Origin of the sequence: Exiguobacterium sp. s191, from assembly GCF_018618955.1 — a bacterium.
GTDB classification, from domain to species: domain Bacteria; phylum Bacillota; class Bacilli; order Exiguobacteriales; family Exiguobacteriaceae; genus Exiguobacterium_A; species Exiguobacterium_A abrahamii.
Genome location: NZ_JACSNC010000001.1, coordinates 902,170 through 924,421, shown reverse-complemented (window position 1 = coordinate 924,421; position 22,252 = coordinate 902,170). Strand labels below are relative to the sequence as shown.

General features: G+C 49.7%; 25 protein-coding genes and 1 riboswitch. Of the genes, 10 read left to right on the top strand and 15 right to left on the bottom strand.

Annotation, left to right across the window (positions count from 1 at the left end):
* Positions 1 to 26 precede the first annotated feature (26 nt).
* Positions 27 to 626, bottom strand: coding sequence for a TetR/AcrR family transcriptional regulator (locus KNQ09_RS04910; protein ID WP_064299855.1), 600 nt, complete (start codon positions 624 to 626; stop codon positions 27 to 29).
* 110 nt (positions 627 to 736) lie between these two features.
* Between KNQ09_RS04910 and KNQ09_RS04905 the strand changes: the two genes are divergently transcribed.
* On the top strand, positions 737 to 1,264 hold the full coding sequence (locus KNQ09_RS04905) for a hypothetical protein (protein WP_058703384.1): 528 nt from the start codon (positions 737 to 739) through the stop codon (positions 1,262 to 1,264).
* Between the two features lie 17 nt (positions 1,265 to 1,281).
* On the opposite strand, the gene KNQ09_RS04900 is transcribed toward KNQ09_RS04905, so the two are convergent.
* On the bottom strand, positions 1,282 to 1,665 hold the full coding sequence (locus KNQ09_RS04900; protein ID WP_023468358.1) for a hypothetical protein: 384 nt from the start codon (positions 1,663 to 1,665) through the stop codon (positions 1,282 to 1,284).
* Between the two features lie 145 nt (positions 1,666 to 1,810).
* Here KNQ09_RS04900 and KNQ09_RS04895 point away from each other — a divergent pair, with 145 nt between their 5' ends.
* Positions 1,811 to 2,218 carry a hypothetical protein gene (locus tag KNQ09_RS04895; RefSeq protein ID WP_023468357.1) on the top strand — a complete coding sequence of 136 codons (408 nt, stop codon included), beginning with the start codon at positions 1,811 to 1,813 and terminating at the stop codon, positions 2,216 to 2,218.
* A 25-nt stretch (positions 2,219 to 2,243) separates the two neighbouring features.
* Here KNQ09_RS04895 and KNQ09_RS04890 read toward each other — a convergent pair whose 3' ends face one another.
* Entirely contained in the window at positions 2,244 to 2,813 is a 570-nt protein-coding gene (locus KNQ09_RS04890; RefSeq protein WP_064299856.1) for a recombinase family protein, read from the bottom strand.
* Positions 2,814 to 3,012: 199 nt separating this feature from the next.
* On the opposite strand from KNQ09_RS04890, the gene KNQ09_RS04885 reads away from it, so the two are divergent.
* Both KNQ09_RS04885 and KNQ09_RS04880 read left to right on the top strand, forming a co-directional pair.
* The gene (locus tag KNQ09_RS04885; RefSeq protein WP_029341746.1) at positions 3,013 to 3,486 is read left to right on the top strand and encodes a hypothetical protein; all 474 of its coding nucleotides are present in this window, start codon (positions 3,013 to 3,015) and stop codon (positions 3,484 to 3,486) included.
* Complete coding sequence (locus KNQ09_RS04880; protein WP_251138094.1) at positions 3,368 to 4,198, top strand: nucleotidyltransferase domain-containing protein; 831 nt, start codon at positions 3,368 to 3,370, stop codon at positions 4,196 to 4,198. Before KNQ09_RS04885 ends, KNQ09_RS04880 begins: the two co-directional genes overlap by 119 nt.
* A gap of 64 nt (positions 4,199 to 4,262) precedes the next feature.
* Here the strand turns inward: KNQ09_RS04880 and KNQ09_RS04875 are convergent, their stop codons facing one another.
* Positions 4,263 to 5,048, bottom strand: coding sequence for a pentapeptide repeat-containing protein (locus tag KNQ09_RS04875; RefSeq protein WP_214857650.1), 786 nt, complete (start codon positions 5,046 to 5,048; stop codon positions 4,263 to 4,265).
* A 44-nt stretch (positions 5,049 to 5,092) separates the two neighbouring features.
* On the opposite strand from KNQ09_RS04875, the gene KNQ09_RS04870 reads away from it, so the two are divergent.
* The 4 genes from KNQ09_RS04870 to KNQ09_RS04855 all read left to right on the top strand — a co-directional run bounded on the left by KNQ09_RS04870 (position 5,093) and on the right by KNQ09_RS04855 (position 6,861).
* Positions 5,093 to 5,524: a GNAT family N-acetyltransferase gene (locus KNQ09_RS04870; RefSeq protein ID WP_214857649.1), complete on the top strand. Its 432-nt coding sequence runs from the start codon at positions 5,093 to 5,095 to the stop codon at positions 5,522 to 5,524.
* Positions 5,521 to 6,144 carry a hypothetical protein gene (locus tag KNQ09_RS04865; protein ID WP_214857648.1) on the top strand — a complete coding sequence of 208 codons (624 nt, stop codon included), beginning with the start codon at positions 5,521 to 5,523 and terminating at the stop codon, positions 6,142 to 6,144. The genes KNQ09_RS04870 and KNQ09_RS04865 overlap by 4 nt, the downstream gene beginning before the upstream one ends.
* Before the next feature lie 32 nt (positions 6,145 to 6,176).
* Positions 6,177 to 6,506 carry an antibiotic biosynthesis monooxygenase gene (locus tag KNQ09_RS04860; RefSeq protein ID WP_035407890.1) on the top strand — a complete coding sequence of 110 codons (330 nt, stop codon included), beginning with the start codon at positions 6,177 to 6,179 and terminating at the stop codon, positions 6,504 to 6,506.
* A 118-nt stretch (positions 6,507 to 6,624) separates the two neighbouring features.
* Entirely contained in the window at positions 6,625 to 6,861 is a 237-nt protein-coding gene (locus KNQ09_RS04855; RefSeq protein ID WP_029341740.1) for a hypothetical protein, read from the top strand.
* Position 6,862: 1 nt separating this feature from the next.
* Here KNQ09_RS04855 and KNQ09_RS04850 read toward each other — a convergent pair whose 3' ends face one another.
* Together KNQ09_RS04850 and KNQ09_RS04845 are read right to left on the bottom strand one after the other, a co-directional pair.
* On the bottom strand, positions 6,863 to 8,119 hold the full coding sequence (locus KNQ09_RS04850; protein ID WP_214857647.1) for a hypothetical protein: 1,257 nt from the start codon (positions 8,117 to 8,119) through the stop codon (positions 6,863 to 6,865).
* The gene (locus KNQ09_RS04845) at positions 8,116 to 9,378 is read right to left on the bottom strand and encodes a hypothetical protein (RefSeq protein ID WP_214857646.1); all 1,263 of its coding nucleotides are present in this window, start codon (positions 9,376 to 9,378) and stop codon (positions 8,116 to 8,118) included. Before KNQ09_RS04845 ends, KNQ09_RS04850 begins: the two co-directional genes overlap by 4 nt.
* 154 nt (positions 9,379 to 9,532) lie before the next feature.
* On the opposite strand from KNQ09_RS04845, the gene KNQ09_RS04840 reads away from it, so the two are divergent.
* A complete protein-coding gene (locus tag KNQ09_RS04840) occupies positions 9,533 to 10,351 on the top strand; it encodes an alpha/beta fold hydrolase (RefSeq protein ID WP_064299866.1) in 819 nt (272 codons plus the stop codon).
* Positions 10,352 to 10,423: 72 nt separating this feature from the next.
* Here KNQ09_RS04840 and KNQ09_RS04835 read toward each other — a convergent pair whose 3' ends face one another.
* The 9 genes from KNQ09_RS04835 to KNQ09_RS04795 form a co-directional block, all read right to left on the bottom strand.
* Positions 10,424 to 11,455: an NAD(P)/FAD-dependent oxidoreductase gene (locus tag KNQ09_RS04835; RefSeq protein WP_214857645.1), complete on the bottom strand. Its 1,032-nt coding sequence runs from the start codon at positions 11,453 to 11,455 to the stop codon at positions 10,424 to 10,426.
* 55 nt (positions 11,456 to 11,510) lie between these two features.
* Positions 11,511 to 12,233: an energy-coupling factor transporter transmembrane component T family protein gene (locus KNQ09_RS04830; RefSeq protein WP_214857644.1), complete on the bottom strand. Its 723-nt coding sequence runs from the start codon at positions 12,231 to 12,233 to the stop codon at positions 11,511 to 11,513.
* Complete coding sequence (locus KNQ09_RS04825; RefSeq protein WP_251138093.1) at positions 12,205 to 13,734, bottom strand: ABC transporter ATP-binding protein; 1,530 nt, start codon at positions 13,732 to 13,734, stop codon at positions 12,205 to 12,207. Before KNQ09_RS04825 ends, KNQ09_RS04830 begins: the two co-directional genes overlap by 29 nt.
* The gene (locus tag KNQ09_RS04820) at positions 13,731 to 14,303 is read right to left on the bottom strand and encodes an ECF transporter S component (RefSeq protein ID WP_047390306.1); all 573 of its coding nucleotides are present in this window, start codon (positions 14,301 to 14,303) and stop codon (positions 13,731 to 13,733) included. The genes KNQ09_RS04825 and KNQ09_RS04820 overlap by 4 nt, the downstream gene beginning before the upstream one ends.
* A 100-nt stretch (positions 14,304 to 14,403) precedes the next feature.
* Positions 14,404 to 14,503: riboswitch (TPP riboswitch) on the bottom strand.
* Between the two features lie 95 nt (positions 14,504 to 14,598).
* Positions 14,599 to 15,276, bottom strand: a complete 678-nt coding sequence (locus KNQ09_RS04815) for a 50S ribosomal protein L25/general stress protein Ctc (protein ID WP_023468341.1) — start codon at positions 15,274 to 15,276, stop codon at positions 14,599 to 14,601.
* A gap of 290 nt (positions 15,277 to 15,566) precedes the next feature.
* The gene (locus tag KNQ09_RS04810) at positions 15,567 to 17,117 is read right to left on the bottom strand and encodes a GNAT family N-acetyltransferase (RefSeq protein ID WP_214857642.1); all 1,551 of its coding nucleotides are present in this window, start codon (positions 17,115 to 17,117) and stop codon (positions 15,567 to 15,569) included.
* Positions 17,118 to 17,129: 12 nt separating this feature from the next.
* Positions 17,130 to 17,660, bottom strand: coding sequence for a glycerol-3-phosphate acyltransferase (locus tag KNQ09_RS04805; RefSeq protein WP_214857641.1), 531 nt, complete (start codon positions 17,658 to 17,660; stop codon positions 17,130 to 17,132).
* Positions 17,657 to 20,266, bottom strand: a complete 2,610-nt coding sequence (locus KNQ09_RS04800; protein WP_214857639.1) for a DEAD/DEAH box helicase — start codon at positions 20,264 to 20,266, stop codon at positions 17,657 to 17,659. Before KNQ09_RS04800 ends, KNQ09_RS04805 begins: the two co-directional genes overlap by 4 nt.
* A gap of 30 nt (positions 20,267 to 20,296) precedes the next feature.
* Positions 20,297 to 21,337, bottom strand: coding sequence for a tyrosine-type recombinase/integrase (locus KNQ09_RS04795; RefSeq protein WP_058703402.1), 1,041 nt, complete (start codon positions 21,335 to 21,337; stop codon positions 20,297 to 20,299).
* Between the two features lie 429 nt (positions 21,338 to 21,766).
* Here KNQ09_RS04795 and KNQ09_RS04790 point away from each other — a divergent pair, with 429 nt between their 5' ends.
* Complete coding sequence (locus tag KNQ09_RS04790) at positions 21,767 to 22,168, top strand: CoA-binding protein (RefSeq protein ID WP_023468336.1); 402 nt, start codon at positions 21,767 to 21,769, stop codon at positions 22,166 to 22,168.
* Positions 22,169 to 22,252 lie beyond the last annotated feature (84 nt).

Here is a 22,252-nt window from a genome sequence, read left to right as displayed (position 1 = left end):
CCCTCGCGCGCAAAGGGAACAGCGGGTTATTTGTCGTCGATCGCTAAAGGACGGACGAAGAGGGCGTTCAAGTGATGGACGAGCACATGACGCAGGCGTTCTTTTGGTAATCGTTCTGGTCGAAACAGAGCATGAAAGGCTAACCCGTCAACGAGTGCTGCGAGCCGTTCACTCTCAAGCTCAATGTCTAAACCTGCTCGGAGTGTACCGTCCGGAATCTGTGTCAACAGTACTTGAACCATATGGTAGATATCATCCGGATTTTCCGCCGCTTGCGATGTATACGCGGACATCATGAATTGAAACCAGACCTGCATCTCGAGCTGATGCTCGGGTGCATAAGGTAAGACCTCAAGTAAGACGTCACATAACGTTTCTTCCGGGGTTCCTCCTTTCTCGAAAATGGTTGTGATGCGTGCTTGGACCCGTTCTTGGACGAGGTCCATCGAGAAGCGGAGCAACTCGTCCTGGGTCGTGAAGTAATACCGTAAGGCACCCAGTGAGAGTCCCGCTTCCTTGGCGATCGTCCGGACACTGGCTTGTTCAATACCGACTTGAGAAATCGTGCGCCACGTCGCTTCGGCGATGAGGCGTTTGCGTTCTTCGTGATTGACTTGTTTTGGCATGTCTCAAGTATATCATCTTTTTTAGCACGAATGTATTAAAAAGACTAGTCAAGCGATGAAAGAGGTGTTATCTTTATGATACAGTCGTATTAAAAAAGGAGAGGATTGATATGCAACTCGTCGCGTGGGCAATCGTCTGTTGTGAGATTCTATTTTGGGTATTCATTGTCGCCGGACTGATCGTGCGTTATGGATTCAGGCGAGAGAAGCTTGGTTTTCGATTGATGGCGATGTCACCGGTCATTGATATTGTCTTACTGGTCTTAACGGTGTTTGACTTAAGTCGCGGCAGCACAGCGACGATCGCGCACGGACTTGCTGCGATCTATATCGGCGTCTCACTCGCCTTCGGGAAACAGATGATTGCCTGGGCGGACGGGATGTATCGCCGGTTCATCCTGCGAGAACAAGTATCACGGGAGCGAATTTCAAAGGCACGTAAAGAGCGAAACGGGTTCTATCGGCACGTGCTGGCATTTTTGATTGGTGGGACGTTACTCGGTGCGATGATTTTGTGGCTGGGAGATGCTGAGCAGACGGAGAGTCTCTTACGGACGTTACAATTGTGGGGACTCGTCCTCGTGATCGATGGGGTCATCTCAATGAGTTATACGGTCTTTCCGGCTCGATCCAAATGAAAAACGAACCTTGTCTGTCAGCGGTCGACAGTGAAGGTTCGTTCCCGAATCGTATTCGTATGGACTTGTTTGCGGGCGTCGATCGAATCCCGAATGTGGATGATGTAGCGACGTCCTTTTTTGTATCCAGTGCGCGGCGGTTTGATTCGGATCTCTTTGCCGTCAAGGACTTCAATCTCCGTTTGCATCCGCTCACCGTTCGAATCCGTCACGGTGACTGTTCGGTTCGAGACTTGCTCCTTCCGTAGCCCTTTCGCATATTCGATGTCGAAGGTATGGTACGAGGAGATGGAGCGGGCACGCGATTTGAAGTGTGGCTCGTCCGTCCGTTCGTCGAGGGTGCAGTAGCAACCCGTGAACAAAAGACTCGCCGAGAGGAGTATCGAAAATAGATGTTTCACGAAAACGCTCCTTTATGTATTTGGTAATTTTAGTATAAGACAAATTTTGGGTTACGACAATCCTTCTTGAGACCGAGTCGTTGATATCTATTAAATTCAAGCAGGTCCATGCTATAATCGACCGAGAGAAAGGAAGCGATACACCATGCCAGTACAACCAGACCAACGCGAGATCATCGTCTCGATTCGGACGAGTTATGATTTTAAAGCGGATACCGGTCGCGCAATCCGCGTCATCGAGTTTCACGGACGCCGGACGACACTGTTCGATACGTTCGAAGCGTCATCACCGAAACGGATGATCTTGATCGAGATGATTCGTGCCGTCCAATCGTTCAAGGAACCCTTCCACATCATCTTCAACGTCGAATGTAACTTCGGTTTCAAGTATTTGACGGATCAGCGGAAATGGGAAAACCGGGATGTCGGGAATACGTTCCTCGACTTGATTGAACAAGGTGGTCATACGTATGAATTACGAGACAGCTCGTTCTATGAAGGCGGAAAAGCCCTCCAAAAATGGCTCGGCAACACCTTAAAGCAAAATAGCTGAAAAAAAGGCTGATTCCATGATGGAGTCAGCCTTTATCCGTTGCATCGATTGTCTCGCTTTCGAGATATCGGTACAACGTACTTTTACTAATACCGGTCTGTTCGCGGATATCAGCGAGTGAATAGTTTTTACTTTGATACATCGCGATCGCGCGGCGGACATTTTCATCCGGCTTCCGCGGTCGACCGGTCTGCTTTCCTTGTTCTTTTGCTTTTGAGAGTCCGGCACGTGTCGACATGCTGATGACGTCACTTTGCAGCTGGACCAGGTGGCGTGCCGTTTCAAGAAACGACAAGGAGGCACGCTCGCTCGTCCGAATCTGTTCGCGGAGTGACCACAGCGTCGCACCGCGTGTCTCCATGTGCTCGAGCATCTCGATCAAGTGCCGCGTCGAGTCTGCTAAGATGTAGAGATGCGTGACGATGACTTCGTCTCCCGTCTGAAGGGTCTCGAGCATCTGTTCTAATTCCGTCCGTCGTTTGGCCGAATCATGCGTCTCGATGACACGTGTCGTCACATCAATCTTGTCGGCTTCCTCTTGTTGCGTAGAACAGTCTGGATCATCCGGATAGGGTCTCATGTAGAAATATTGCATGAATGGAGCTCCTCTCTGTCGATCACGATCGACGTCAGTTCCTCATCAGTATACCGTATTCTCACCTCCGTGCCGCAGAAAACCGAAAACATGCCTTTCTTCTCATGTTCGTATCGACTAATTTGTGGTAAATTGAGTGGAAGTAAGTTTCTCGGACTCATCCCGATACCATTCATTCTTTTTAAATGAGGTGCTCATCATGAACAAAGAAGATCATCAACTCGCCCGTCAGCTCTTGACGACCTATTTCATCGGTACACAATTAGCGACGGTCCATGTCGCAGGCTACGTCACGCTCGAATTCATCAATTTGTTCGATACGACTGCGCCTGAACTACGACTTCGGATCGAGACGGATCGTCTGTTTTATGGCGATGTCGAGACGACACAGGACTGGGTCGTCCGCCATGCGACGAAGGAAGAGATGTTACACTTGATCGTCTCGCTTCACGCGGAACGCATCACCGGTGTCCGGATCGGAAAGACGGCACCGCACTTATTCCTAACGTTTAGCAACGGACAAACGCTCGTCTTGAACGGATCGGATACATATTATGAATCGTGGGCGATCGATATCGGTCTCGCACCACACCGAGCCGACGCGACGATCGTTGCCGTACCGGGTGACGAACTGGCCGTCTTCTCCGGAATCGGTGAACAAGTTGAAGACTGAGTGGACACGCATGGAGTGGTGCGACTGGATCATGCCGCTCGTTGCGTCACGGTACCCGAATCACTGTGCTGTTTTACTTGCCGGCAGCCATACGCGAGGGCAAGCGACCGCACAATCAGATGTCGATGTGATCATTTTTGAAGCAAGTCGAGGTCAGGCGTACCGGGAGTCGTTCATCCATGACGGTGTCCCGGTCGAAGCATTCGTCCATTCCTTTGAGACGATTCAGTCGTTTTTCGAGAGTGATCGGGAACGTGGTCGCCCGTCCCTGCAACGAATGATTGCTGACAGTTGGACGATCGAGGATCATCCGCGACTTGCATCTATCCGTCAAGAAGCGGCTCAACAATTGGCGGACGGACCTGTTGCGTGGACGAATTCGGAACAAGAGCGCGCACGTTATTTTTTAAGTGATATGCTCGACGATTTCGAGAGTGTGACGAACCGCGCGGAAGGTTTAGCGACTGCGTCACGTTTATATGAACAGAGCATCGAGTTCGTCCTTCGCGCCAATCGTCGCTATATCGGACAAGGGAAGTGGGCGATTCGTGCTCTTGCGGAGTTTGACGAAGATTATGCCAGTCGACACACAATGGCATTTGAGTCGTATTATCAATCAGATGACCGACGAGAAGTGATCGCATTAGTCGATGATTATCTTGCACCATTCGGCGGGCGTTATTTTGACGGCTTTACGCTCGGGAAACGATAACAAGCAAAAGGAGGCACGCTTTCGGTGGTCAATCGAAAACGTGCCTCTTCTCGTTCACTTTTGTTTAACGCCAATGGGACGGACGGAGTAAGCGACGGGGTAACTGTGTCGCGGCATTACCGATTGCCGCATTGATTTGTGCCTGTGTCAAAAAGATCGCATCCGTCAGATCGGCGTCCTTGACGTTACAGTCTCGCAAGTCAGCCCCAAGAAAGTTGACTCCGCGCAGGTTACTACGCGACAAGTTTGTCGCGAGCAACCACTGATTCTGAACACTGGCACCTGAGAAATTACGTCCTTGTAGCTGTTTTCCGACCCAGTCGCGTGGTGTCTGGTCGCGTCTTCCGCTATACTGAGCTTGAACACGCGATGCAATCATTTCAAGGAGTGGTCGGACGGTTTGACGAACCGGTATCAAGTCAAGTCGTTCAAATTGATCGGCTGGTAATGCCGCGTACCGAGTCAGTGCGGCAAGCGTCTCATCGAGTTGATCGTGGATGTCACGCGTGACATCCCTTTTCCCGTCGGTTATGTACCACATCATTTCAAACAAATGAACCATCTTCGGGAAGGTAGCATAGATCGCTTGGCGTCGCTTAGGTGCATCATCGCCTTCGAATGTCCGCTGTGACAGATGCTGTCCGGCACCGAAACAATCATAGACGGTACAGCCTTTGTAGCCGCTATCGCGTAACCGGTCATGGATGCGACAGCTGTAATCCGCGTCAAGATTACGACACGGTGTTGCTTCCGGTTTATCATGACCGAAATCACTAGATTTCGAAAAAGCGAGTGCGGTACAACATAAACCAAAACACTTCGTACAATCAATCTGGAATGTGGGTTCCATCGTATTCACCTCCACTACTACTATAGCAAGAAAGGAGTCTGAACATGTTGCAATTTCAACTTAATGAAAATGAAGACGGACAAGACTGGATTCGACAACAAGTGCGTCAACACAATGTCGAGCGTTCACCATTTCATGCGATGAAACCCTCCGAGGGAACACAAGCCGTTACATTACTTGCGACGCGTGACGATCAACCGATCGGCGGCATCTCAGGGGAAGCGTATTGGGGTTGGTTACATATTGAATGGTTCTTCGTCGTCGAAGAGGAACGGGGAAGTGGGCTCGGTACTCAGTTATTCCGTCAACTGGAGGAATGGGCACGAGCGTCGGGTGTTCAGCGAATCCGCGTCGAGACGTTCTCATTTCAAGCGCTTCCGTTTTATGAACGACAGGGATTCGTCGAAGTCGGACGAATCGATGACTATCCACCAGGGATGAGCTATCATTTGCTTGTCAAACAGGTCGACCGATGAAACGGCGTCTTTTTCTCATCTTATTGTTCGGTCTCGTACTCGGAACGCTGACGGGGATGTCCCAGCGTCAAGAGACGACTTCATTCACGGCGCAAACGGTCACGACGTTATACACACAGATGACGAACACGCCGATTGAAGCGCGTGACGTCTACTTCGTCGAACGTTTGTCTGAGCATTATGCCGTCGCGTATCTTGAAGCGAACCACGACCGCTTGTTTCTGCTCATCCACCAAACCGACGAATCCGAGCGGATTGATCGAATCATTCGCTCGAAACAGACGATGGAGACGGATTGGTTCGAAGGTCGCTTGTTGACCACGGACGAAGGGCGATACCTTGTCGCCTACGGCATGAATGGTTCGAAGCAAATGAAATCGATCCGGTTCGAGCCGTATAAGACGACGGCTGATGGGGAGGCACCACTACGTCCAATGCAGCGCTCATTGTCTGTAGCAGATCAGGAACGTTTCCATACCGTTCAACCGTTACCGGATGCGTTCCCGCATTCGCTCTACTTCGAGATGATCGCGACGAGCGTAGACGGAAAAGAGACAATCCAACGCTTGACGTTACCAAGCGATAACGCATCCGTGTTTTCTACGACCCGTGACTTCTAGTATACTGAAGACGAAAAAAGGGGGAGAAGAACATGTGGATCGTCATGAACCAGTTACACGTCGTCAAAGGTGCAGCAGATCAAGTCGCAGCGCGTTTTAAGACGACGAAAGGAATCGAACGGATGGAAGGGTTCCACCGGATGCAAGTCCTCGTCGATATCAGTCAGGAAGAAGAAGACATCGTCACGATCATGACGACGTGGTCGAATCAAGCAGCATTCCATGCGTGGCAAGAGAGTCAAGCGTACAAAGGCGTGCACCATAAGCGGGATAACGGAACGTCCGAAGTCAAACCGCTCGTGACGTCGAATACCGTCACGGAATATGCGATCGTCGCTGATCACAGTGCCGCAACGGAATAACAAACAAAACCCCTTGGGAGGAAGTCTCTCAAGGGGTTTTGTTTGTAACTATAGATTAGAGTGTTTTTCCGTAATCTGGGTATATTCTAACAAACTAGATGAAACGAGGTGGCACCTTATGGTATATCGTAAACCTGTCGTCTCTAGCCTGTCCGTCCTCGGGGGTATGATCCTGCTTTTCGGTTTCTTGACGAGCGGTGGCTTCATTTATCTCTACTTCTTCGTCTTGCTGTTTGCTTGCGTCTCTTTCTTACGTGAACCGTTGACGCGTAAAGAGTGGTTGCGAGAGGGGATTGCCTTCATCTTCTGGTGTTCCTTGATTTATTTGCTCCAGCATCTCGTCTTCATGGCGTGAGTCATTTTTCGTATTGCTCGAACAAAGGAAGGATGATGTCACGACCTGTTGCTGATAAGTGAATCGACACGTCACGTTTCGGATCCTTCAAGTAAATGTCGGTCTTTTTGACACGCTTATCGAGATAAACTTCGTATTGTTGTCCTTTCACTCCATCTCGGAACGTCAAGTATTTCCACTTCGCCCGTTTTCCTCGTACGTCAGCCTGTTCACTTGTTTTGATTGCTTTTTTTAATTTCCCGGATTCATCACTGGTCATCATGATCATATTGTCCCAATCGAAGCCTTTTTCCGAAGTAAAATCATCTTCTTCAAAACGGATATGCTGGAACTGCTCTTGATGGAATAGCGTCACTTCCAAGTTATCCGCTACGACGTCGTCTGATGTCTGTTCCGGCTCTTGAAGTTCAGGCGGTCGTTCCATCGTATGTCGAATCGATAATTCATAGCGGAATTCGCGTCCGTTTTTCTCCGTTGCGATGAGCGTTCCGTAATGTTCCGGTGTCCCGTCACCCGGGATGAACCGGACCTTGCCCGGTTGTTTCATCGAATGAATCGGGCGTTCCACATGACGTCCACCGTATAACTCGGGTAAGCGCACCATCACGTCATAAGTCGAACCGAATTGTTGATTGTAGACGAGATAGAGTTTGACGTCACGTGTAAATGGTGTGAGTGAATGCGTGTACGTAAAGATCGTCGTCCGAGAATCTTTTTTCGTGACATCCGTCACGTCGATGACAAGGTAACCTGAACCTGGGAGCTCTAATGTTCGAGCGGAGTGATCGGCAACCTTCTCATTACGAATGAACCGATCGTCTTTTTTTAATACAGTAGGCTTCATGTTAAAGTTCTGTCGTTGTGTAGTCAGAGCTGTCTTCTTGAAGACATCGTCTTTCTTTGCTAGCGGATAATATCCACTTTTTAATGGCGTTTCGCAATATAAGTAGGTCTTCTTTCCGGATTGAACGTAACGAACGGTTTGACCTGCATAGTCATCGAATGGATTCGCCATCATGACGGAATAGATGCCGCCGACAGAGTAATCTTCGGGTGCATCGCTCGCTTTCGACGCGCACGTTTTTTGGATGACGATTCGTTCCTTCGCTGACAAGGTTCTTGGACCTTGATCACTAAATTGTCCTCCATCATATAGTTGTGATAAGTAATCCCATTTAAAATTCGGCGCATCACTTTGACAACCGCTTAATGCTAGCGTTGCACCGAGTGTTAGTCCGATCCAGTAACGTCGATTCATTGATTGAGCACCTCACTAAGTGCTTCACTGGTCGTACCTGACAGCTTGGCACCGTTCTTTGATCCTGGTTTGACGACATAGATTTCAAGCTTTTTAGCGCGTTTGCGTTCGAATAGCTCGAACATTTGGCTTTTCCCTTCGCGCATCAACGTTAATTTTTTCTGCTTTAGTTTTGTGCCTTGTGGCTCCATGACGTCGGTCTCTTTTAATTCCTGAGCGATTTTTTTCGCTAGTTTATCCGGTATTGCTGAGACGAACTTATAATCGCTATCAATAAGCTGTTTTGGTGATTGATGGATGAAACCGACATAACCAGGTTGATTTATATTGATAAAAGCATATTTGTAATTTGAAGGTTTTTTGTATGACTTATTGAGACGCATATAGATTGGCGTTTCCTGGACAACTTTATCTTTTTCTAGTTTTTGAACGGTAGCAAAGTGAACCATTTGACCGGGTGAAAGGACGTCAGGTAATTCTTTACGTTCAATCTGGTAGGATTGCCCTTGCGCATACTCTTGAATGACTGAAGAGTTTCCATCGCGTGTTCCACTTATTGTGAGATCAATTGTGGCAGACTGCATCCCGTTTTTTGGACTGTGACGGAAAGAGATATTCAGCTCGGATCCGCTCAGCGACTCGGTCGTCTCGAAGAATGTGCGTTCTTTTCCGTCTTCTTCTCCAAAAATAATGAATTGACCTTCCGGTGGTAAGGACAGTTGATAGGACGGGAAGAGATAGCGTCCAAGCACTTTTGATTGCTTACTTTCTTTATTTTCTTGTTTTTGGTGATCTGCCACCTCTTTTGGGACAGGTTTAAAGCGAACGGCTGTCGATTTGGCTTTAACCGGTTGTTTTGACCAATCAACGAATGGATAATCACTTCGCTTAATCTGATGGACCGTATAATCTGCGTGGCGAATGGGCTGACACGCCAGATAGTCCTTTTTTTCGTCTGATAGGAAACGAACGTGTTGGAATTCACGCCCTTGGACATTCGGAGGCAGGAAGTATAAGTCAAACCCTTCGTGTTGCACGTATCGGTCAGGTAAGCGCTTCAAGTCAGGTTTTTGCTGACAAACCTTCAACAAAGCAGCCGTTTGTTTTTTCGGGAGATCCGGTATCTCTTGCCCATCAAAGGTAGCCGAAATACCGCCCCAGTAATTGGCGTCATATGTAAGGTCTAAGTATTGTTCTTTACCGCATCCGGCAAGTAAGACTACGCCTGCGAGAATACCCGTATGTATATAGCGTCTCATGAAAAACCTCCTTTATCCTAGTGACTATATTTTACCATAATTTCTATAATAGACAGAATTTTCTATAATGCTTTAACATTAAGATGTTTGATATCTCTTGACTCGGGAATAATAGATGCATGCACAGTCAATCTATTTTTATGGGGGTTTTATGATGGGTACATTCATTCAAGCAGTTGATGGCACGAAAATTTATGTCGAGGATGTCGGATCGGGTCAACCGGTCGTCTTTTTACACGGCTGGCCGGCAAACAACAATATGTTCGAGTATCAAAAGAATTTGCTCGTCGAAGAAGGGTACCGTTACGTCGGGATCGATTATCGCGGTTATGGCAAATCAGATGCGCCGGCAACGGGATACGATTATAAGACGATGGCGTCCGACATTAATGAAGTCATCGAACAGTTGAAATTAACGAATGTCACGTTGCTCGGCTTCTCGATGGGAGGAGGAATCGCCTTGTCCTATCTCTTGCAATACGGGGATTCAAAAGTTAGTAAACTTGTCCTCGCAGGAGCTGCGGCACCTGTCTTTACGCAACGCGACGGTTATCCATACGGGATGACGAAAGAAGAAGTCGATGCGTTGATTGCCGACACGAAACAAGATCGTCCGTCGATGCTCAAAGGATTCGGGGAAATCTTCTTTGCGAAGGAACATCCAGAACCACTTCAACAATGGTTCCATGGTCTTAGCATCGCCGCTTCGTCCCACGGTACGATTCAGTCAGCAATCGCATTACGTGATGAAGACTTACGTGGAAAACTCGAGAACATCAAAGTCGATACGTTGATCATCCACGGTAAAAAAGACCAAGTTTGTCCGTTCGAGTTCGCGGAAGAAATGCAAAAGGGAATCCCACATGCACGACTTGAAGTCTTCGAAGAGAGTGGGCACGGTATGTTGCTTGATGAACAAGAGAAGTTCAACGAAACGTTACTCTCGTACGTTAAAGGAAATCAAACCGTCTAATCCAACAAGCCATGGACACCCGTCCATGGCTTGTTTTTGCGAACAGAAAAAAGCGTGCGCCGGCGCACGCTTTTAAGGGCGATACTTCCGCATGAACCGTTGATCGATCCAGCGCTTCAGGTACCAACCGAACGGGTGAGTCGAATACTGATTGCCATACATTGAAACTGCATGACGTGGTCCCATCGATAAAATCGTCAAATAGTTCGTTTGCGGACGATAGGTTTGCAGTGCCTCTTCCTGGACGTACCGTAAGAGGTTTGCCAGTAAGATCGGTGCTTGCCGGACAGCTGTGACACCATTCTTCGGAATATCGGGATAAGCGACGAGGGTCGCTGCGTCACCCGCAGCAAACAGACTCGGATGATCGAGCGCTTGCAACTGTTCATTGACAAGTAGAAATCCGTCTTCCGTATAGAGCTTACTGTCCGCAAACAATGCTGGAGCTTTCGCACCTGTCAAGCGGATGATCGCATCTGACTCGATTGGTGGATGATGTGAAAAGCGGAGAGGAGACGCCTCGTTCAGTGGCCGTTCTCGAATCCAATATACATCGAGTTCTTGTAAGCGTCTCGCAATCGCTTCCGCTGCGGGGTGTCCTGAAAGTAACTCTGGATCCGTGATCAGTGTAATCGGCACATCCGCCACTTTCAAGGACGCTGCCATCTCGACGGCCGCTACACCGCTCCCAATCACGACCGGACACTTTGCTTGTTGCAGACGCTTTAATGTATCCGGTAACCGGTAGTTCGGTTTGATTGATAATCGTGTCGTATCTTCCGCCCAATCGAAAGAGCCAATATTCGTCGAGACGACGTCATAGGTGTAGCGTCTGCCGGATGCACCGAAGACTAGCTTTTCATCGGGGTCGATTTTGATGACGGTCTCTTCGATGAACTGTTTATCATTGGCGCGACACAGTGCGGCGACGTCGATACGGATCTCATCGATATCGTACGTTCCGTCAGCAAGTCCGGAGTACATGCCCGAGTAATATTGGTACGTCGAGGCATTTAAAATCAGCCACTCGACGTCTTCTGTGGGTCCGCGGGTAATGCAATGCAGGTGAGCGTGCCCTGCACCAATCAAGAGGATTCGTTTCATGTCGTTCTCCTTCAATCTGTCTTGCTAGAGTGTACCCGGATACGGGCGGCGGTAATCATAGCCAAAAGACAAGACTGATAAACAGGAGGATGACCACGAGATAGACGATGTCCTGACGCTGAACAACTGGTATCTCGTAATACGTCCGTTCCGCTGAAAAATGACGGGCTTCGAAAGCGATTGCCATCCGTTCTGCCCGCTGGATCGATCGCGAGAAGAGCGGTAAGCCGATTGATAGGAACGCATCACCAGGAAAGCGACTGTGCACGTTCCGAATCATTCGGACTCGCCGTAAGACGCGGACTTCTTCGACCAGTTGAGGCAGAAAGCGGATCCCGGCAAGGAACCCATACGCGAAGCGAGGCGACACCTTTGCCTGGTGAATCAAGCTCATCACGAACCGGGTCGCATCGGTCGTCGTGACGAAAGCGAAACTTAAGCAGACGAACGTTGCCATCCGTAAGGCAAGTAACCAGCCGTGCATGACACTTTCCGATGTGACATGAAACCAACCAAACGACCATAGAGGATTCGTTCCTTTACCGAAGGCTGCCATCATCCAGAACGTCAATAAGAATAATAGACTGTAAGGTGCGAGTCGTTTCAAGAAATCGCGAGGACCCCACCCGGAGAGGAGTAGCAGCGCGATAGCAAAACTCAGGAACACCAACGTCTTGACCCAGTCGTTCGTTGCAATTAAGGCAAACATGATCAAAAACAATCCGCTCCCCTTGATGACAGGATTGAGTTTAGCGAACGGTGACGCGTTCGTCTGCATGGCGCTTCACCTCCTGGAATTGGTACGAGAGTGGACGTTGTAGCTGACAGCGTTCGAGTAACGGAACGTCAGCGAATAACTCGCTCGGACGCCCGTCAAAAGCAATCCGCCCTTGCTCCATGACGAGGACACGATCCGCGTATCGGGCGACGAGTTCCATATCGTGTGTTGCCATGACGAGCGTCGTTCCGTTTTGTTGTTCCGTCAAAAACTGTTCCATGAGCCGCCGTGTCGTCAATCCATCCTGTCCGAACGTCGGTTCATCGAGCAACAATAAATCCTTCGTCTGCCCGAGCATCGTCGCGACGCTGAGTCGTCGTTGTTGCCCCGTACTAAGCGCAAGCGGTGATTGCTGTTTGACGGATGCGAGTTCCAGCCGTTCGAGCAACGCTGTGCGCTCGTCACTCGTCGCTGCCCGGTGACTCCAGTCGATTTCCGCTTCGACTGTCAGTTTGAGAAACTGCAGATCCGGTTGTTGAAAGACATAGCCGACGTGCTCATAAAAGCGTCGCCGGGAGTAACGCTGAGCCGGACGTTCCTGGAACCGATATGTTCCTTGATGCGAGAGCAACCGACCGAGTGTTGCAAGCAACGTACTTTTCCCGGAGCCGTTTGCCCCGAGCAGCATCACCCATTCTCCCGTCTTCAGGGAAAATGTCGCATCGGTCAGCGGATAAGGTGCTTTCGTCGATAATGCAGCGACGTGTAACAAGGCAGTGCCTGCTGTAGCGACTGAGGGAAGCACGTGAAGTCGCGCTGCTTGTGGTCCATCTATGGGTAACGTCTCTAACGTATACGGATACAGAGAGGGAACAGCGATCCCTTTCGCTTGAAGGCGTTCATAAGCCTGCGGGAACAAATCCTGCGGATGCGCCGTTGCAGTCACCGATCCGTCTTCAAGTAAGACGATTTTGTCGATGTAAGGTAAACAGACATCGAGTTGGTGTTCGATCAAGACGATCGTTAAATCATGTTCTTTCTGAATCCGAAAGATCAACGCCATCAGCTCGTGTTGCCCGATCGGGTCAATCTGAGCCGTTGGTTCATCGAGTAATAAGATCGTCGGCTCGAGCGCTAGGACCGCGGCGAGCGCGAGGCGCTGTTTCATCCCCCCGGATAGATTCGCGATTGGTGTCGAGAAGGGGAGAGGGAGACCGACGAGTGCGAGTAAGCGTTCAATGCGTTCCTCCATCTCCGCACTTGGAATCGACCGGTTTTCTAAACTAAAAGCGATTTCGCGTCCGATCGTTTCCATGCAGAACTGTTCTTCTGGATTTTGAAATAAGACTCCGACCGAACCGGACCGGGTAACGGTACCAGTCTGTTCGACTTCGATCGTCTTCGGTGTCAGTCCGGCTAAGGCATGAAGTAGTGTCGTCTTGCCACTCCCGCTTCGTCCGAGCAGAAGGGTCGTTCCTTGCTCGATTGATAGCGATACATGATTGAGCACCGATTTCATCTGACCGGGATAGCGGATGCTGAGATCGTCGACAGTAATCATGCGACTTCCCGTTTCGCACGTCCTGCCGCAAACCCGTTCAAGACACCGGTCGCAACAAGGCGACGGACGAGAATCGCTGCAAGCAAGCCGCCCAGTAATGCGCCACTAATCAATTGTAAGCCAGTTGTCGCAAGCAACGTCGTCGTCGTGTAGTAACCGAATCCGTTCGCGATCAGACTATAGACAATGCTACCAATCGCGGCTCCAACACCCGATAACATCAATGTCCATGTGTCATAACGGCGATAACGCGTCATCGCAAAGACGAGTTCCGCACCAAGCCCTTGGCATACCCCGATGAGAAGAGCCGATAAACCAAAGTGACTACCCGTGAACAGCTCGACGGCTGCCGCGACGATTTCCGCGATGAGAGCGGCACCTGGTTTTTGAATGATGGCTGCGACGAGCGGGCTCGCGATGATCCAGATCCCAAACATCCAGTTGGCACCGACAGGTCCGAAGATCGCAGACATCGGTAACCAGAGTGTTGACCAACCGAGATAGATGACCCCGCAAGCGACGGCGAGCATCATCATGACCATGATTTCTTTCATTTTCCAGTGTTGCATTAGGTACGTCCTCCTTAGAATGGGGGAGACGCCAAAAAAGACCGCCCTCCGTAAAAAAGAGAGCGGTCCTCAGAAAAACTGCGCGCAGCAGGAGTCATTGGATGTGATCGCTCCACTTTCCTACGCTAGTATGAACTAGATCAGGTTCGAAGGGTCCGAAGTGAATCGTCTCAGCCAAATGGGCTCCCCTAGTGGATATGGTAATAGGTGATACGCTGTTCACTTTAGGCAATCTTCTGTCTATTGTCAAGACACAAAAAAACGATACGCCACGAAGGGCGTATCGTCAAACGACTTATTTGTTGTCTTCGTTCTCTTCTTTTGCTTCTTCTGAAGACTCTTCCGTAGCTTCCGCTTCGTTGTCTTCACCAGCTTCCGCTTGTGCCTCAGCTTCTGCTTCTTCGATTTCCTCAAGCTCTTGTTCAAGCGTTGATTCGACGACAGCTGCGACTTGAATGTCGCCTTCTGTGACGATACGGAAATCTTTTTGTTCTGGAAGATCAGCAACAGAAATCGAATCGCCGATTTCGAGGTTCGTGACGTCGACTTCGACGTTCTCTGGTAATTTATCTGGTGTAGCTGCGACTGTTACTTTAAAGAGTGTCTGTGACAGGAATCCACCGACTTTAGCGCCAGCTGCTTCGCCGACGAGTACGACGTCTGCTTCGACTTCTGTCTCTTCATCCATTTTAACGGCGATGAATTCAACGTGATCGACAGTTGGTGTGAAGACATCCATATCACGACGGTTGATCAAGACGTTAATATTTTTACCGTCGAGTTTCAGTGAAATCAAGACGTTCTCACCGTTTTCTCGAACGATTTTAAGCAATTCTTTTTCTTCAAATGCGATCGGTGTACTTTCCACTTTGTAACCATACACGACACCAAGAGCTTTTCCTTCATGACGTAATTGTTTACGGAGTGAGCGTGGACGTACCTCGCGTTTTTCGGCTGTTAATTTAACTGACATGTTCATTTCCCCCTTGAATTTGGTATAGCCCTCAAAAGGTAATGAATGTAGGAGCAGGACAAGTCCTGAACAATATGAAACATGCTAAGACAATCGGTTTCAGACTCTTTTGAATCTGACGCTTTCGTGACTTTGCATTTCTCTCCCAGGTCATTACGCTGATATTGAGAAACATGTGTGAGTAAGTCACCGTTTGATGCGGTGCTAGTGAGTTTATACCCCTATGTTTTAAATCCTTAAACCTCTATTTTTTATTTTTTAAAGTCGAAAGACCTCCAAACCGCTTGAAATCAAGGGTTAAGAGGTCTTTCATTTTTTTCATTTTTTATGGTGATGCGTTGGTTTTCACGGACTAATACTCGGATGAGACGTTCGATGTGCCGCATCGTCGTCTGTCCCATCGTTGAGATTTGGAGCCATTGATTGCGGACGAGATAGTCGCTTTCATATTGAACATGATAGCCCTGGATCCGGAGAGCGTCTCCTAAAGTGGTTGCCGACGGATGGACGATCGTCAGAATTCCCGGCGCTTGTGCTTCTTGCGTCGCAAGCAGGTTAAAACCAGTCGCTCGAACGGCCTGTTCGAGATAAGTCATCTTGATGGCGGCTTGATCGAGATCAAGGGCATCGAGCGCTGCCTGACAAGCAAGCAACAAGTTCGATGAGCCGGAAAAGGCGACGCCTTCCGCATAGAGTCCGAGATCCAGATAACGTGGAATACGTGGAGAAGGTAAGACGCGATCTATGTGACCGATGAACGCAAGACCCGGTAAACCACCAATTGCTTTTCCGGAGACGGTCGTGACGAATCTGCAGCCGGCATACGAGAAACGCCCGGTTCCGACGGCGCTGATCGCATCGACGATGAGTGCGGTTCGTTGTTCTAACAGCGCTTTTACCGCATCGAGATCGTAGAGGACGCCCGTTGACGTCTCACAGTGCGTCAACCAGATCCAGTCGTATTCCGTTTGATGCAATTGACTCGCGAGTTGTTCCAAGTCGATCGGGTGACCGGGTGGAAGCGAGTGGACATCAAAGGACTTCCCAGCTCGTGCCGCGTGATCAATCAAGCGTTGACCGAACTCACCACCGTTTAGGATCAACCCATGTCCACTCAGTTGTTGTGCGACGATATCGTTGGCGAGGGTGCCACTGCCGACAGCCATCGAGACATGTGGCAAATCCAGCAACTGACACATCCGACCACGTAAATCTTGATCGAGCTGGCGCATCGAAGCCGTCCGATGCGGGCGCGGTGCTTGTTGCGCCGCTTGGCGGACTGTTGGTGCAACCTCGACCGGACCGGCTAGAAAATGCAGAGGACGTAAAACGTCCGCGATGACGGACCTTTCGTATGTTGCGCGCGACAACAACATCGGTACGAACTGGGCGTCGCCACTACCGAGCGTTGCTGCGATTGGTGTGAAGCCGAACCGCGCATATAGTTTAGCTTCCCGTGTCGTACCACTGATATAGACATGATCAATCGTTTCCCGCTCCAAGTAGACCATCAAAAAGCGCATCAATTGCATGAACGTACGACTATTGCGGTATTCGGGACGAACGCTGAGTAAGCGGATTTCCGCTGGGTCCGTCAGTGTCTCATCTAGCGTCACGCCTTTTTCCTCAAGCGAAAAAGGACGATGCTTCCGAATGGCAATCATCGCGACGAGTCGATCGTCTTCCTTGCCGATCAGATAGGTATTTTGATCATGAAACCGGTCAATCCGTTTCCGTTCGGTGTTCGGTTGATGTTGCGGAATCTCTTCCGTGAAGGTGAGGTAGTTCAGTTCATTGATTGCTTCCGCGTCCGAAGCGGTGGCAATGGAAAAGTCGATCATGAGACGTCCTCCTTATGTAATGACTGGCTTGTGAAGTGCATCATGAGCCCACAGGACAAGTAGACTTACAGCAACGGTACACAAGATATTGATAGGTACCGCGTCAAAGTAGACAGGGAGTAACGGGAGCAGAACAACCGGAATCAGCCCCGCTTTGACGCTATCTTTCGTTACGAGATAAGACAGACCGAGTATGCCTAGTCCGGCAAGATATGCCCACGGCGTGATGGCGAAGACGATTCCGGAAAATACGGCATACCCTTTACCGCCGCGTCGCGGATGAAACAACGGAAACAAGTGACCGATAAGTACGGCAAGAGCGACGGGATAAAATGCGTCTGTTAGCTGTAGTGCAAGAACCGTCTTCGCGGCATCAAACAGGTACACGAATAAAAAAGCCGGGAGCCCACCGGCGCGATGGGCGTTGCGGGCACCGATGTTTCCGGAACCGACCTGTGCCAAATCGGTACGACTGACGTACTTCCAGAGCGTACCGCCAAGAATACTACCGATAAGGTAACCAAGCAGGAGATCAAGGATCACCGATGTTCCTCCTTTGTTTCTACGAGATGTACGAGTTCCTTGACGGTCAGGGCATCACTGTCTGGAGCCGTCAGGACGGCATCGACCATCTGAGCTTTTCGATCTTGTAATTCCGTCATCTTTTCTTCGATCGTTCCGCGTGTCAGCAGTTTGATGACCGTCACGTCGGACTGTTGTCCAAGCCGGTGAGCGCGATCGGCTGCCTGTTGTTCGACGGCCGGATTCCACCAACTGTCAAAGAGGATGACGGTATCAGCAGACGCGAGATTCAGTCCCGTTCCACCGGCTTTCAGGGAAATCAAGAAGAGATCGACTTCACCGTCATTGAACCGATCGCATAACGCAAACCGGTCTTCGAGTGGTGTCTCACCCGTCAACAGGAAGTGGGGGAGGTGACGTTGCGCGAGATCCGAGCGAATGCGTTCGAGCATTTGTGTATACTGCGAGAAAATCAAGATCCGCTTTCCGGCTGCCCGTTTTTCGGCAATTAATGAGAGTAGACGCGTTCGTTTCGTTGCTTCCCCTGTGTACTCCTCGACGAATAATCCCGGATCGTTGCAAATTTGCCGCAACCGCGTTAACCCAGCCAGTAATTTCAGACGATCTTCGCGTTTCGTCTCGTCTAAGTGTTGCAGCGTCTCGAGTTGCAATTTGGCGAGATACGACGCATATAAGCGTTTTTGGTTCGGACCGAGCTCGACATAATGATGCTCGATCTGTTTCTTCGGTAAATCCTGTAAGACATCTTGTTTCTCACGCCGTAATAAGAACGGTTGGATGAACTGTTGCATGTCATCAAACGACCATTTCTCAAACGTCGCTAAATCCGGCAGTAATTCTGGAAACAGAACATGGAAGATCGACCAGATGTCGCGCGGTCGATTCTCGAGCGGTGTGCCCGTTAAGGCGAACCGTCGTTTTGCTTGCAGATGCCGCAGTTGACTGACCGTTTGTGACTGCGGATTCTTCAAATGCTGTGCTTCATCAAAGAAGATGACGTCATATACGGGGTGGCGACGGACGTCGGTCCGAAGCGTCGTATAGGAGACGATCGTCACCGTATCGTCAGGTAAGTGCTCCAGTTCGCGGAGTCGGCTGGCTTGAGAACCAGTGACGACATGCACCGATCGACCGGGTAAAAAGCGTTTCAGTTCTGCCTCCCAGTTGCGGAGCAGTGATGCCGGTGCGACGATGAGCGCGCGACGGTCAGGAATCGTCGCGACATAACCAATCGCTTGAATCGTTTTCCCGAGCCCCATCTCATCGGCTAAAATCCCGTGACATCCTAGCACGTCTAAATTCTTCAGAAATTGAATGCCCGTTCGTTGATACGGATAGAGTCGTGACTCTAACGAATTCGGCAAGTCGAGCTGGAATCCTTGTCCGGATTTCAATTCAAGCCATTTCTCGAGCAAATCGGCGTGAAGATGGAGGACGGAAGCGCCAATCAGATGCTTCATGTTCCGGACGGCAGGTAAGACGATCCGTCCGTCGCGTAAGTCCCGTTCACTTGCTTCCATCTGGGCGAGAACCCGTTGTAACTGCTGGAAGGACCGTGTTTCTAGAGAAACGAACTGTCCGGATTTCAAGCGGTGATAGCGTTTTTGTAAGACGAGCGACTTCAGGACACGTTTCAGCTCGTCTTCCGGAATCCCGTCCATTGAAAAGTTGAACACGAGCCAGTCGAGGCGGTCCGTTACGTCGACTTCGATTCGCGGATGGAACGGACCTTTTGGTAACGTCGTCCGGATCGCTTGTGTTGCAAATAACTCCAGTTGACCGAGCGCAACCCGTTCGTCAAGCAGACTCCGCAGAAAGGCATACTGCGCGGCGTCACTCGTGATGATGTATCGCATGTCTCGTGGTGTTGCTTGGAATTCACTTAAGAAGCGTAAGACACTTTGCTCCGTTACCTGATCCCGTCCAGCGTAAATCGTCTCATCGAGCGGATTCAGCTGAATCCCTTGATAGTCAAACGACACGCGGACTTCGACTTCCTGAGCCGTTCGGTCAAGGTGCAACTTGACGATTGGTGTCCCGGAAACGATTCGTTCTTGTAAATCAGGACTGAACGAAACATCGGCGAGTCGCTGCAAATACTCCGTCTGTCCAAGGAGACGATCGAAGTAGGGCAGGGACAGTTGATGCTGCTGATTGTCCGTCAATCGTTTGAGTGTCACGACGGGTCCTGTCAGTTCGAAATGAATCGCCACCCGACGATCCGGTGTGAGACTGCGTAAATAATGGCGCGCGCCAGCGTCATCGACTTGGATCGCCGTGAAGGGACGGATTTGCGGCGATAGCGGCGTCGGTGTACCGTGCGCCTGTACATGATGCATCGCCAGCAAAACGGCGACGATATGTCCGCAAAATGACGTATCCATCGCAAGCGACGGACAATTACAGCCGGCGTCGACACCGTGCGCTTTGACGCGGACGGTGACCGTGAATCGTTCCTCACCGTCGACACTCGCTTCGATCAGCTCGTAGCCCATTCGATAATTATGCAACGTGACCTTTCGAGCGGCGACATACTTCTTTCCCCGTCGAAAGGCATAGGCATCAGACATCTGTTTGATTTTGCGTTCACTGAGCCCATAATTCATGCTATCCCTCCTTTAGTTGACATAATATGATTATCGTTCACCATCGAATAAATCGACGGCGCGCTTTTTCTCGGAATCACCGATATGGGCATAGACTTGCGTCGTCGCGACGGATTCGTGACCGAGTAGCTGCTGGATCGTCAGAACGTCGACCCCGCCGGTTGCAAGACGTGTCGCAAACGTATGACGCAATTTATGCGGTGTAATTTTTTTGCGCTCTAAAAAGGGCAGGACCGGCTTTAATCGTTCCGTGTGCCGCTGCAAAATATGCTGGACTGCCCGCGGACTGAGTGGTTTCCCGTGTTTTTGGAAGACAGGCACGGCGCCGCTCGTTGGCATCTGATAATGAATCGCGTATTTGCGTAAGGCGATCCGGGCAGGTTTTGCGAGCGGAATCAGTCGCTCTTTATTACCTTTCCCGATGACGCGGAGCGTGTTTTCGTGGAAATCGACATCATTCCAGACGAGTTGGGTCATCTCACTGAGACGCATCCCGCTATAGCCGAGTAGTTGGAATAACGTCACGTCGCGGACGCGATCACGTTCATAATGCGACGCTTCCCGGGCATTCATCTCGACGTTCGATGGTAACAACTGAATCAATTCGTCCCACTCGCGTTTCGTCAGGTAGACCGGTTCCCGTTTCGCTTGTTTTGGTCGGTTGACTTTTGCGACCGGGTTTTCTGACAGCTGACCTGTATCGACCAAATAACGGAACAACGACTGTAATGCTGATAATTTCCGGTTGATGACGCTTGGTGCATTTTGTTTCGTTAAGGCAAGGTATTCAGCGTAAGCTTCGATCCCCGCTGCATCGATTTCGACGAACGCTTCAAGCGGAATCTCGCGCGCCGTTACTTCTTCACCCGACGCCGTTGCGACGAATTGAAAGAACGCTTCGTAGTCATAGACGTACCGACGCATCGTCGCTAACGAGAAATGTTTTGCTGCTAACTGATCCAAATAGGATTGAATGAAGCGTGGCATCCGCTCATAACCAGGAATCGCTGGTGCTGTAGCCGAAACGGTCGTTTTATGTATCGTTTTTCCTAGGTTTTTAAATAAACTCATCCGACAATCACCCCTCTAGTAGTAGTATACCAAACGTTGGTACGTCAGACACTTGTTTGCGTGAAATAGTTATTTCACGCAACGTTAAATTGTCAGACAGGGAGCGCTCAGTTGCATCGACAATGCATCGGACGGGTCGTTGGTCAACTCGATGCACGTGAGAATTTAACCTATTTTTATGGTTTTTGAGCTACAACATTCTCTTTAATAACAATAATAGTATTATGTCACCTAAATCATCAAAAAAGAATGAATATTCAATTTCGCTCTCAGTTGCATCGAGAAGTCGTTCAACGGGTCATTGGTCGACTCATTTGATTTCAAGACGATTTCTGAAAAACGTCGAAAACGTGCTCGATTTCGCATACTTCATCTCGGTTCGGGTATAGAGTGTTAGGTAAGAGTTATTTTCATAAGGGGGAGTTCTAGATGATTACCGATCAACAAGCACGTCAGTATTTGAAGGATGCCAAACGCATTGCCGTCGTCGGTGTCTCGAGTGATTCCGGAAAGACCGCAAACTGGATTGCGGACTACTTAGTCCAACATGGATACGAAGTCATTCCGGTCAATCCGACGTTAAACGAGTGGAACGGTCAAAAAGTCTATCCGAGCGTCGCAAGCATTCCAGGACACATCGATATCGTCGACGTCTTCCGTCGGTCTGAGTTTTTAGCGGATGTCGCCAAAGATGCTGTTGCTCACGGTGACGTCGGGATGATTTGGAATCAGCTTGGTCTCTCGAGTGTCGAAGCAGAAAGTCTCGCACTCGGTGCTGGTATTCCATATATTGAGAATCGTTGCATCAAAATCGAGCATCAATATCTGTGAGTCATCGCACGATTTCAGGCATCTTCACCCGTTCGTGAAGGTGTCTTTTTTCATGCGCTTTACAGGTTATGCTTGTCAGGAAGC